The organism is Alteromonas abrolhosensis, assembly GCF_001953635.1.
GTDB lineage: Bacteria > Pseudomonadota > Gammaproteobacteria > Enterobacterales > Alteromonadaceae > Alteromonas > Alteromonas abrolhosensis.
The window spans coordinates 338,442-351,091 of record NZ_MEJH01000002.1; the positions used below are offsets into that span (position 1 = coordinate 338,442).

Sequence of the window (12,650 nt, forward strand, 5' to 3'; positions counted from 1 at the left end):
AGAGGGGTTTATTATTGAACTAATGACTTAAAATACAAAGGTTTTATATTACACTGGGCACCTAATTAGATTCGCTATTTTAGACTGGTATAGTTCATACAGTAATTTGTGACTTTCGCTTGAAAGAGGAGCGATAGTAGAAGCGTTTACGTTTTGCATAACCTGTTGTGCAGAGCTGGCTCCTGGAATTACAGTTGTTACTTCTTCATGGTCTAAAATCCACCGCATAGCGAAGTTTGCCATCGTTATTTCAGTGGGCTTTATCTGCTGCAACGCCTCTACCAATTTAAGACCTTCATTAAAATCAATTCCAGAAAAGGTTTCGCCAACACTGAAAGCTTCGCCATCTTTATTGTAGTTTCTATGGTCGGATTCAGCGAATGACGTTGAAGCGTTATACTTGCCACTTAATAAACCGCTGGCAAGGGGAAGGCGCGCAATAATACCAACTTGGTTTTCTTTGGCTACTTTGAATAAAGCATCTTTAGGAGCCTGTCTAAATAGGTTAAAAATAATTTGCAGAGAAGTTAGGTCTGGGTGTGCTACACACATCATCGCTTCATCAATGGTTTCAACACTAGCGCCAAAATAATCGATAAGGCCTTCTTGTTGCATTTGTCTTAAGAAATCAAAAATGTGACCTTTTTCTAAAACCGAAGGTGGTATGCAGTGAAGTTGAAGAAGATCAATTTTATCGCGACGCAGCCGATCACGAGAGCGTTGAATAGCGTCGCGCATATCTTGAAGCGTATAACCACTGGGGTAGGTGCCTTCACCACGGCCGTATTTAGTGGCTATTTTTACGTCTGCTTTTGTTTGCTCCAGCCGTTCACCAAGAATAGACTCGCTTCGCCCCGCTCCGTATACATCAGCGGTATCGAAAAAAGTAATACCGTTTTCTAAGGCAGCTTCTATGATATGAATAGCATCTTCTATAGCGATTGGACCAAAATCTCCTCCCAATTGCCAGCATCCCAGACCAACTTCGCTCGCGAAAATAGAAGATTTGCCAAGTTTTCGTTGTTTCATATTTTTCCCTTTAGATATCGTCTTCACCGGTTAATTAAAGTGGTGTCCGCCCTTTCAGCCCCTTAAAAAGTGTTCCGTTTTGCGAGAGCTTTTCGAGCTTTTGCAATCACATTGTCCACGGTAATGCCAAAGTGTGAGAACAGAACCTCGCCTGGTGCCGATTCCCCAAAGCTGTCCAGGCCAAGAATTTCCCCCGCAGGCCCCACGAACTTGTGCCAGTAATCGACATGTGCGGCCTCTATGGCTAGCCTACATGTTACGTGAGGGGGCAATACCTGTTCTTGGTAAGTAGATTCTTGACGCAGAAATACACTTGGGCTGGGTAAGGATACGACACTGGCTTTAATATCGTGCAAGTTGATTAGTTGTTCAGCGGCTTCAACAGCAAGTGGGACTTCTGAACCAGTGGCAATGAGGATAATGTCAGGTTCGCCCTCGCAAGGGCGAAGAGTATAGCCACCTCTTTCAATCTTGTGTAATTGGTCATCGGTTCTTGCTTGGGGCTTCACACTTTGCCTACTAAAAACTAAAGCGGTGGGGCCGTTTGAGCGCATAAGTGCTATCTTCCATGCTACCGCCGTCTCCGCAGCGTCGCAGGGCCGCCATGTATCCAAATTAGGCGTCATACGCAGCGTGGCAAGTTGCTCAATTGGCTGGTGAGTAGGGCCGTCTTCGCCTTGACCGATTGAGTCATGGGTATAAACGAAAATATTAGGAAGGCCCATTAATGCTGCCATTCGTACAGCATTTCGAGCATACTCCATGAAAATTAGAAAGGTAGCACAAAATGGTTTAAGACCACTGTGGATGCTAATTCCATTAGCAATAGCAGTCATTCCAAATTCTCGCACTCCGTAAAACAGATAGTTTCCTGAAGCATTTTCTGCGGTTATCGGTTGAGATGAGTTCCACATGGTTAAATTGGACCCCGACAAGTCAGCTGAGCCTCCGATTATTTCAGGTAAAAGATTCGCATAAAATTCAATAGCGTTTTGGGACGCTTTACGTGTTGCCATAGGTTGCATTTCAGCTTGCGCTGAGTGGATGAAACTATTGGCGCTTTGTGAAAAGTCTTCTGGCAACTGGCCAACAGTGCGTCGTGTAAATTCGCTCGCTAGTCTAGGATGCGCTTCATTAAACCTCTTGAATAAGGTATTCCACTCATTCTCCCACGCTGCGCCGGCCTCTCTGGCGTCCCACTCATTACAGATATCACTAGGGATATCAAAAGGCTCATGATGCCAGTTGAGGGCTTTTCTCGTAGCCCGAATTTCACTTTCTCCGAGCGGTGAACCGTGGCTACTGTTTTTACCAGCCTTATTTGGCGACCCAGCACCAATCACCGTTTTACAGCAAATTAACGTGGGTTTGCCCGCGCACTTTTTCGCTTCTAAAATAGCATTGTCGATAGCCTCATGGTCGTGACCATCAACGTTAGCGATAACTTGCCAGCCATAAGCTTGGAATCGGGCTTGCGTATCGTCAGTGAACCAGCCTTTCACTTCGCCATCTATTGAAATACCATTGTCGTCCCAAAATACTATAAGCTTTTCCAATCCCAGCGTCCCTGCCAAAGAACAAGCCTCGTGGGAAATGCCTTCCATCAAGCAACCGTCGCCAGCAAAACAATAGGTATAATGGTCAACTACCGCATATTCAGGTTTATTAAACTGTGCGGCCAAAACTTTTTCAGCAATAGCCATCCCCACAGCATTGGCAAGTCCTTGACCTAGCGGCCCAGTGGTGGTTTCTACCCCCGGGGTGTAGCTATATTCAGGATGCCCTGGCGTTTTAGAGTGTAGCTGACGAAATCGCTTTAGGTCGTCGATAGAAAGGTCATAGCCAGTTAGATGAAGCAGTGCATAGAGCAACATAGAACCATGACCGTTTGACAAAACAAATCTATCGCGGTTGAACCAGTCAGGGTTAGATGGGTTATGTCTGAGATGTTTTGTCCAGAGCGTATAGGCGATATCCGCCATTCCCAGAGGAGCTCCGGGATGACCAGACTGAGCTTTTTCTACCGCATCCATGCATAAAGCACGTACAGCATTAGCCATAGGGTTCGAAAATTTCATAATTATTCCAAAAAGATAATGAAGTGATGTTGATGAAAATCGAGTGAGAAGACTAAAGGTAAAAAGCGGGCTAGAAATTCTTCCGGCCCGCGATGTAGGCAAAATTAGCCAAATAGTGCGCGGTTTAGTTTATTTTCGAGTAGCTCTTGTTGACCACTCACGGCTTTGGGCGCTAAGTTATTCGATACACAATGCTCTGCTAATGATTCTAAGCTGTGTTTACCACTATCAATTGCTTTACCTAAATCACTCTGCCAGCCTTTATATCTTGCTTCTTTAGCTTGCGCCAGAAAGTCGTTCTCGATGATTTTTGCAGCTTTTCGTAACGCTAAGGCCATATGGTCCATGCCCCCTATATGACCATGGAATAAATCTGCCGGGGCGCAGCTCTGGCGACGAAGTTTACAGTCAAAATTCAGTCCGCCAGTAGTAAAGCCACCATTTTTTAAGATTTCATACATGACCAACGTTAACTCATCAACAGCATTTGGAAACTGGTCAGTATCCCAGCCGTTTTGTGCATCACCACGATTAGCATCAATGCTGCCAAAAATACCTAATGCTATTGCTGTTGCTATTTCATGGTGAAAAGAGTGGCCAGCAAGCGTAGCGTGATTCGCTTCGATATTGACTTTGAACTCGTCCTCTAGCCCATAACGTTTTAGAAAACCATACACAGTGGCCGAGTCGTAGTCATACTGATGTTTTGTAGGCTCCTGAGGCTTAGGTTCGATGAGTAGCGTTCCTTTAAAGCCAATCTTATGCTTGTGCTCTGCGACCATGGTAAAGAAGCGCCCCAACTGTTCATCTTCCTTTTTAAGGTTGGTGTTAAGGAGACTTTCATAACCTTCTCTTCCGCCCCATAGTACATAATTCTCACCACCCAACCGTTTGGTAGCGTTCATAGCATGGAAAACTTGTGTTGCGCCAAAAGTAAAAACTTCAGGATTGGGGTTTGAGGCACCGCCAGCACAATATCTTGGGTGGCTAAATAAGTTCGCTGTACCCCATAAAAGCTTCAGTCCTGTTTGTGCTTGCTTCTCTTCAAGCACATCGACCATAGATGAAAAGTTGCTGACATACTCATTAATGCTGTCTCCGCCAGGCGCCACATCGGTGTCATGGAAACAATAATAAGGAACATTCAATTTACTGAAAAAATCAAATGCGACATCAGCTTTTTCAACTGCGCGTTTCATGGGGTCGCCGTCTTTCAACCACGGTCTGCCAAAGGTGCCTTGACCAAACACATCAGCGCCATCCCAACAAAAGTTATGCCAGTAACACGCTGCAAAACGCAGGTGTTCTGCCATGGTTTTTCCCAAAATAACCTCTTCGGGGTTATAGTAATGAAAAGCTAAATCGTTGTCTGATTCAGGTCCTTCATATTGAATAGGTTTAATATTTTCAAAATAAGCTGACATAATTTAGCGCTCCGTTGACGTTTGAGATAAAGGCGATACCGCTTGCTGAATAGCGGGATAAAGCGAAACGAATAGGTTTCGTCTTCGCTGATAAATTTGATGATGCTCTGCATTTGGGTTGTGGGTATCAACCAGAGGTGGCGATCCACACACATTTTGCACTTGACTGTTTTCGCAGGTTCCCAGTTGAGCCAACCTTGCAGCTCCTAGTGCTGGGCCGACATCTCCTCCCTGCTTGTAAGAAAGTTTTAGGTTTAAGATATCCGCCATCATTTGTCGCCAATAGGCGCTTTTAGTGCCACCGCCAATTAAACAAATGTCATTCGCAGAGGTACCTGAGGCATGAACAGCATCTACACCATCAGCCATAGCAAAACAAACCCCCTCCAAAACAGCGTAAGCCATATCTTTTGTGGAATGTTGGTGTGTAAGACCAATAAAGGCGCCAGATGCATTAGGGTCGTTGTGCGGCGTACGTTCACCACTTAAATATGGAAGGAAAAACGGCGCATTTTCCGACGGGCCGTCTTCATTTTCTAGCAAAGAAAGTACAGCTGGAACATCTTTTCCAACTACTGATTTGGCGAACCAGTCAAGGCAGCTGGCGGCACTTAGCATTACCGACATTAAATGCCAGCGGTCAGGTAAGGCATGACAAAAGCTATGTACTGCTTTCTCAGGGAAGCTGCTGAATTGATCAGCTACGACAAAGTAGACGCCAGAGGTGCCCAGTGAAATCATGCCTTGACCAGGCTCAGTCAACCCAACGCCTATTGCGCCGGCTGCATTGTCTCCTGCACCGGCCACAATTGGGATTTCGTCCATTCCCCACTTCCGGGCTAGCTCGGGTAATAATGTCCCCGTTACTTTGGGCCCCTCGACCAACTCTGGCATGTGCTTTTTCGTAAGCCCACATGCAGCCAAAAGCGATTCATCCCAACAGCGTTCTCGGGTGTTCATCCACATTGTGCCTGACGCATCTGACATATCAGAAAAGAACGTGCCGCACAGCCGAAATCTCAAATAGTCTTTGGGCAAAAGCACTTTATGAATTCTCTCAAAATGCTTAGGTTCATTATTCTTGACCCACAGCAACTTGGGTGCAGTAAACCCTGGCATCATAATATTGCCAGTCAGTCTTCGGCTGTCTGAAACAACCCCTTCAATTTCCAAACACTCCGCTTGGCATCGCCCATCGTTCCATAAAATTGCGGGCCTTATTACGCTTCCAGCTTCATCTAATAAAGTAGCGCCGTGCATTTGCCCAGAGAGCCCTATCGCTTTTATCTGTGAAACGATATGAGACTGTGAAAGCTGGTCAATAACCGACTCTACTGCTGACCACCAATCAAGTGGGTTTTGCTCAGACCATAGGGGGTTGGGACTGTTCACAGACAACGCCGCAGATTTCGTGTCGATGATATTACCTGCGTCGTCCATAAGTGCCGCTTTTAAACCAGATGTTCCTAAATCGATCCCTAAATACATAACTACATTCCAGAACATAACCAGGCCGAAATGGTCATTCTTTTTATCGGCTATCGCAATTATGAAATGTGGAAATGAAATTCTTTAATTTTGTAATTTATTTGTTATTTAGTGGTTATTTCACTTTTTTGGAAAAGGTATAGGCTATGTTTTTTCAGTCAGATTTTTCGCAACACCAATATCCAAAATCATAATATCTGCGCCCTGTATTTGCGATTTACATTAATACTCAAAGTTCTTCCGAACTGACCTAAAGTCCTTTTAAATAATCACAGAGTAAAGAAATGAAAAATCAGTTAGATGCATTGAGGGATATGACTACCGTAGTTGCAGATACAGGAAACGTGGAAGCAATTAAAACGTATCGACCTTATGATGCCACTACCAACCCATCCTTAATTTTAAAAGCCACTACTTTGCCTCAATATCAGCATTTGATAGATAAATCAGTTAGCTGGGCAAGGGCACAGGCTAATAATAAGGAACAGCAAATTCTGCACGCCAACGACATGCTCTGTGTACTTATTGGTAAAGAAATAAGCGAGTTTGTACCTGGAAGAGTATCTACGGAAGTAGATGCTAGACTGTCCTTCAATACATTTTCCACTATAGATAAGGCTAAACAACTCGTAAAACTATATGAGGAAGAAGGCGTCGACAAATCTCGTATTCTTATAAAGATAGCCTCGACATGGGAGGGAATTAAAGCCGCTGAGCAGTTAGAGCGAGAAGGCATTAATTGTAACCTTACGCTTTTGTTTAACTTTGCGCAGGCACGAGCGTGTGCCGAAGCAAATGTGTTTTTGATATCCCCGTTCGTCGGCAGAATATTAGACTGGTACAAGTCTCATCACAATATTGCTGAGTACTTACCTAACGATGACCCTGGAGTTAAATCGGTCACCGAAATCTATAATTATTATAAAGTTCATGGTTATAAAACCGTTGTTATGGGAGCGAGCTTTAGAAATATCGGTGAGATTCAGGCTTTGGCTGGGTGTGACAGATTAACTATTAGTCCAGAGCTTCTGGAGGCACTGGCAAACTGTTCAGATCCGCTACCTCGTATGCTTTGTGATACAAATGAGTACCAAGTTCCCCCTGCACCACTAGATGAGGCAACCTTTCGCTGGGAAATGAACCAAAACGCAATGGCGACAGAAAAGCTTGCTGAAGGCATACGCAACTTTGCTATCGATCAACAAAAGCTGGAAAACATGCTTGCTGACAGACTATAGGAAATACTGTGAGATAACGCCCTCATCTAGGTGTTACCATTGATAGTTCCCCAAGTGTTTAAAGCGATATTGCAACAATGTTGAAACTGGGAACTATCATTCTGTGGTAATTGTATAGTCGATTATGTGTTGTTGAAGCGTATTTGCTGGAAGTAACCCCAAGGGATGATTTTTACAATTAGGCATGTCAGGGCCGAACTGCGGTTCTATACAAACGCTCTGGTTTTTACAAAAAGGCTCACTTAAATGACCTCCGGTATAAAGCTGCATGGCAGGGTAGTCTGAAGATACTTCCAGCTTCAAATATCTATCGAAACTTTCCAAAATAGCTTTGGAGCACGAATTGGAAAAAATGAAATTGTTATCGAGAACCTCAGACCCCCTTTGTTGAGTTAAAAGATACCGCTTTGAATAGTCATATTGCGTATGTTTTACTGACTGAGGAGGGCGGATTGGTAGGCCGTTCGAATCGTTAATATTTACGTGAGTTGCACATGTGGTAAGCCACTGCTCTAAGCCACCTCGATGGCTATTAACTCCGTTAAGATTGAAGTAACTATGGGCTGACATTCCCGCGACTGTGTCTTTCTCCGAGAGTGCACTTACGCGAAGTCGAAGCCGGTTATTCTCTAATGTGTATTCAGCTGTAAGTTCTAGTGCTCCAGGGTAACCATTCCACATATCCTGAATAACTAATTCCAGCCGTACAGCGCTCTGTGAACAACGAGTGATTTGCCATACCTGTTTATCTATTGCATTTTCCCCTCCGTGCAAATGATTAAGGCCTTCGTTGCGGTCAAGGTGCAATACTTGGCTTTCTCTAATATCTACCCTCCCATCTTTAATTCTGTTTGCAAATGGGCCAACAATTGCACCTAGGTAAAATTGGTCGGATAAATAATCTTCTTCGTTATTGTACTTAAGCACAATCGACCGATAGCTGCCGTTTACTTGTACCTGCCAATCGAGGATGCGAGCACCAAAATCACTTATAGTGACACGCATTGCATCAGATTTAAGTTCGATGATTTTCATAAACTATTATTTTTTGCTCTCTGTCAGCGTATATACCAAGCGTTGTTTCCACGTATACCAATTACTTGAAAGTAACAGTGAATTTATCGGGCAATTGGTTGACGACGCCTTTTTCCTCAACCGGATTCAAAATCCCGCTCGGAGCTAACGCAGGGACTTCCGGTATTTCAACCGCGCCCTGCAAATAAACCTACTTAGCACAAGGGAAGTAGCAAACGTGGGATAGATGCCTTTTCAACAGGACAACAACATGTTAGCGCAGGATGTAAATAATCTGTTTATGAATTGTTGTAAGTCGTTTGTGTTTTTTATGCATCGCGTAGTGGTGATTATTTTTTCTGGCAGTATTACACCATCAACAATTTTTGATGGTTTAAAGAGATGTCAAAGGTTCATTATTTTTCTGCGTTAGCTTTTGTATTTTTGGCTTCTTCTTGCACGGGTATGGAAAAAAAGAACACAACTATTTATCGAGAAGACGTTCCTAAAATAGAACCTAAGGCGTGGCCTTCACAGCAATCTCCAATAACGGTAAACCGTGAACACGAAAAGAAAATCGCTACGTTACTTAATGCAATGACTGTGGAAGAGAAGGTGGGGCAGATTATTCAAGCTGACATCAATTCTGTCACCCCTGAAGAAGCTAGAGAATTTTATCTTGGCGCGGTATTGAATGGTGGAAACTCTGCGCCAGAGAAAAATAATCGTGCAGAAGCGGACATGTGGCTGGCGCTAGCTGATGAATTTTGGCTGGCCTCTACTGATAAATCTAACGGCAGAGTCGGCATTCCTTTGCTGTGGGGAAGTGACGCTGTTCACGGACATAATAATATTGTAGGAGCAACTATTTTCCCTCACAACATTGGACTAGGAGCGGCCAACGACCCTGCACTAATGGCAAAAATAGGAAAGGTAACCGCCACTGAAATGCGAGTAACGGGGTTAGACTGGACATTTGCTCCAACCTTGGCTGTGGCACGAAATAGCAGATGGGGAAGAACCTACGAAAGTTTTTCTGAAGATCCGGCCATTGTTGCGAGCTATGCTGAACCACTCGTTTCCGGTATTCAGGGAAAAGTGAACACGGACCAGTTTTTAAATTCACATCATATTATATCAACCGCTAAACACTTTATTGGTGATGGGGGTACGCGTAATGGTCAAGACCAAGGTGACAACGTAGATGATCAGATAACAATGCGCGATGTCCACGGCGCTGGGTATCCACCCGCAATACAAGCCGGTGTGCAGGTAATAATGGCGTCATTTAATAGCTGGCACGGTATAAAAATGCATGGACACAAGACCATGCTCTCCGATGTATTGGTAGCTCAAATGGGGTTTGATGGCTTTGTAGTGGGCGACTGGAATGGGCACGGACAAGTTGAAGGCTGCACTAATGTGTCTTGTGCTAATGCGTTTAACGCAGGTCTTGATATGTTTATGGCGCCAGATAGCTGGAAGAAGCTCTATCAAAATACACTTGAGCAAGTAAAGTCAGGAGAAATTACGTTAGCTCGTTTAGATCAGGCTGTGGCCCGAATACTAAGAGTAAAACTGCGAGCAGGTCTGTTCGATGCAGGATTACCATCATCACGGCCACTAGCGGGTGACTATAAGCGTTTGGGTTCCGAATCTCATCGAGCCGTGGCGCGAGAGGCGGTCAGAAAATCACTGGTATTATTAAAGAATAACCAGCAATTAATACCGCTTAGCCCGAATCAACGTATTCTTGTGGCGGGTACAGCCGCTGACAATATTGGCCAAGCTAGTGGCGGGTGGACGTTAAGCTGGCAGGGTACAGGTAATGCCAATAGCGACTTTCCCAACGGAGAGTCAATTCTTGCCGGCATTAGATCGGCGGTAGCCGGTAGTGAGGGTACAGTCGATTATCATCCAGAGGGTGAATTTGAAGTACGACCGGATGTAGCGATCATCGTTTTCGGTGAACAACCTTACGCAGAGTTCCAAGGAGATAGACCCCACGTAGATTTCACCGATAACACTGGATTAGAACTTCTTCAAAAATTCAAGGCGTTAAATATCCCCACTGTCTCGATATTTATTTCCGGACGACCTTTATGGGTGAATCCAGAAATAAACGCATCCGATGCGTTTGTTGCAGCTTGGTTGCCTGGAACTGAAGGCGGCGGAATTGCAGACGTAATAATGCGTAATGAGCAAGAAAAAATTAACCATGACTTCATTGGGCGCCTAAGTTTCTCGTGGCCCAAAAAAGCCGACCATGATGTTTTGAGTGGTGAAAATGCCAACTATGACCCCTTATTCGCTTTGGGATATGGACTCTCTGTAACGGACGGTGTCAGCGTTGAACAGCTAGATGAAACCCAAGCAGAGACAATAACCGACTATCACATATCAAACTTTTTGATTGCTGGAGCAGCGGTATCACCATGGCGATTAGTGTTGAGCGATGTCAAAGGTCGCAATCAGTACCTACAGGGAAAAAGCAGCAGTGCGGGTGGCAACATGAATGTTGAATCGGCTGATTATCTCGCCCAAGAAGATTCGGTTATTGTGAACTGGTTAGATAGAGGAAGCTTTTTAATAGAGGGAGAACCGATTGACCTTGAACGTCAGTCGAATGGTGATATGGCTCTACAGATAGACTACCAGGTGTTATCAGCAGACATACAGCGCGCCTCAATAAAGCTGGGGTGCGAAAGTCAATGCAAGTCCAACCTGGACGTGACGACAACAATACAAGCAAAAGCAGGCGGGGGATGGCAGCAAGGCTTTTTGAAACTCAGTTGTTTTGCTGATACAGGCGCTGATATGAAAAACATAAAAGTTCCTTTTGAGTTAGAGGTAATTGGCACTGCGTCCATTCAACTAAACACAATTAAATTAGTGGCAAATCAGGGTCAGGCGAGCTGCCAGTTGTAGTGCTCTTATATTAATCTTTTAGGTGGTAGTTTTGTGAAAGATAGCAAAGAAAAAGAAAATCTTATTTTTATTTTCCTTATTAGTGTGGTGGCTACTATCGGTGGCTTTTTGTTTGGCTTCGATAGCGGGGTAATTAACGGCACTGTCGACGGGCTGAAACTGGCTTTTAGTTCTGACTCTGTTGGCACCGGGTTCAATGTTGCCAGTATGCTGCTTGGGTGTGGAGTTGGTGCCTTCATCGCAGGAAGGCTCTCGGACATAGTAGGGCGTAAAACCGTTCTTTTGTTATCGTCTTCATTGTTTATTGCTAGTGCATGGGGGTCAGGTATAGCAATAAGCTCTACCGAATTTGTGGTTTATCGCGTTATTGGCGGGTTGGCAGTCGGAGCTGCCTCAGTGATTGCACCTGCTTATATTAGTGAAATTGCTCCAGCAAACATACGGGGTAAGCTTATCACTATTCAACAAGTAGCCATCATTTTCGGCTTATTTAGCGCATTCGTCAGTAATTATGTTGTAGCCAATATGGCGGGGGTATCAACAGCTCCTTTTTGGTGGGGATATGAAGCATGGAGGTGGATGTTCTGGATAGAATTGTTTCCAGCCGCACTATTTCTTGCAAGCTTATTTTTCATTCCTGAAAGCCCACGTTTTTTAGTTATGAAGCAAAGCAGTAAACGAGCGCTGGCCATTTTACAGAAGTTGTATGGTCAAGAAGCAGGACAAAGAAAACTTTTGGAGATTGAAGCATCTTTAGTCAAAAAAGACCGAAAACCAAAGTTTTCAGATTTAATCGACAAAACGAGAAACCGTCTACGTCCCATTGTATGGGTAGGTGTCGGATTGGCTACATTTCAGCAGCTTGTAGGAATAAACGTGGTTTTTTATTACGGAGCGGTGCTATGGCAAGCTGTGGGATTTTCAGAGGCTGATGCACTTTTAATTAACGTTATCTCAGGCGCTGTAAGTATCGCTGGTTGTGTTATCACCATGTTTCTCATTGACCGATTAGGGCGTAAACCTTTTCTGATTATTGGTTCAATAGGAATGTCTATTTCTCTCGCATTCATGGTATTCACCTTCGTCAACTCATCGAGCGACATCAACGGAAATTTGATTCTTGGCGGATTAGGTAGTGTGGCGCTTATTTCCGCCAATGCTTACGTTTTCTTTTTCAATTTATCCTGGGGGCCTGTAATGTGGGTTTTACTAGGTGAGATGTTTCCTAACCAAATCAGAGGCTCTGGTCTCGCTGTAAGTGGCTTAGCACAATGGCTAGCTAACTTTGCAGTCACCATGACTTTCCCACTCATGCTAACTGGGATTGGATTGGCAGGCGCTTACAGTATCTATACTACGTGCGCGCTTCTTTCAGTCTTTTTCGTGTTTAAATTTGTTCGCGAAACTGCAGGGAACGAGCTCGAACAAATGCAGGGCTAATCTGTAAGGGA

At 44.3% G+C, this 12,650-nt stretch carries 8 protein-coding genes; 3 read left to right on the forward strand and 5 right to left on the reverse strand.

Translation table 11 applies throughout. The features are described 5' to 3' along the window. Nucleotides 1-48: 48 nt before the first annotated feature. From BGK61_RS01410 to xylB, 4 genes are all read right to left on the reverse strand, one after another. The gene (locus BGK61_RS01410; protein ID WP_015000062.1) at nucleotides 49-1,029 is read right to left on the reverse strand and encodes an aldo/keto reductase; all 981 of its coding nucleotides are present in this window, start codon (nucleotides 1,027-1,029) and stop codon (nucleotides 49-51) included. A 62-nt stretch (nucleotides 1,030-1,091) separates the two neighbouring features. Beyond that, nucleotides 1,092-3,107: a transketolase gene (tkt, locus tag BGK61_RS01415; RefSeq protein ID WP_014951353.1), complete on the reverse strand. Its 2,016-nt coding sequence runs from the start codon at nucleotides 3,105-3,107 to the stop codon at nucleotides 1,092-1,094. A 104-nt stretch (nucleotides 3,108-3,211) separates the two neighbouring features. Then, nucleotides 3,212-4,531, reverse strand: a complete 1,320-nt coding sequence (xylA, locus tag BGK61_RS01420; protein WP_014951354.1) for a xylose isomerase — start codon at nucleotides 4,529-4,531, stop codon at nucleotides 3,212-3,214. A gap of 3 nt (nucleotides 4,532-4,534) precedes the next feature. Beyond that, entirely contained in the window at nucleotides 4,535-6,019 is a 1,485-nt protein-coding gene (xylB, locus tag BGK61_RS01425) for a xylulokinase (RefSeq protein WP_076025998.1), read from the reverse strand. Between the two features lie 284 nt (nucleotides 6,020-6,303). Between xylB and tal the strand changes: the two genes are divergently transcribed. Continuing rightward, complete coding sequence (gene tal, locus BGK61_RS01430; protein ID WP_014951356.1) at nucleotides 6,304-7,257, forward strand: transaldolase; 954 nt, start codon at nucleotides 6,304-6,306, stop codon at nucleotides 7,255-7,257. Nucleotides 7,258-7,353: 96 nt separating this feature from the next. Here the strand turns inward: tal and BGK61_RS01435 are convergent, their stop codons facing one another. After that, nucleotides 7,354-8,292: an aldose epimerase family protein gene (locus BGK61_RS01435; RefSeq protein WP_076012523.1), complete on the reverse strand. Its 939-nt coding sequence runs from the start codon at nucleotides 8,290-8,292 to the stop codon at nucleotides 7,354-7,356. A 381-nt stretch (nucleotides 8,293-8,673) separates the two neighbouring features. On the opposite strand from BGK61_RS01435, the gene BGK61_RS01440 reads away from it, so the two are divergent. After that, complete coding sequence (locus BGK61_RS01440; protein WP_014951358.1) at nucleotides 8,674-11,199, forward strand: glycoside hydrolase family 3 protein; 2,526 nt, start codon at nucleotides 8,674-8,676, stop codon at nucleotides 11,197-11,199. Nucleotides 11,200-11,232: 33 nt separating this feature from the next. Continuing rightward, entirely contained in the window at nucleotides 11,233-12,639 is a 1,407-nt protein-coding gene (locus tag BGK61_RS01445; RefSeq protein ID WP_014951359.1) for a sugar porter family MFS transporter, read from the forward strand. Nucleotides 12,640-12,650: the final 11 nt, after the last annotated feature.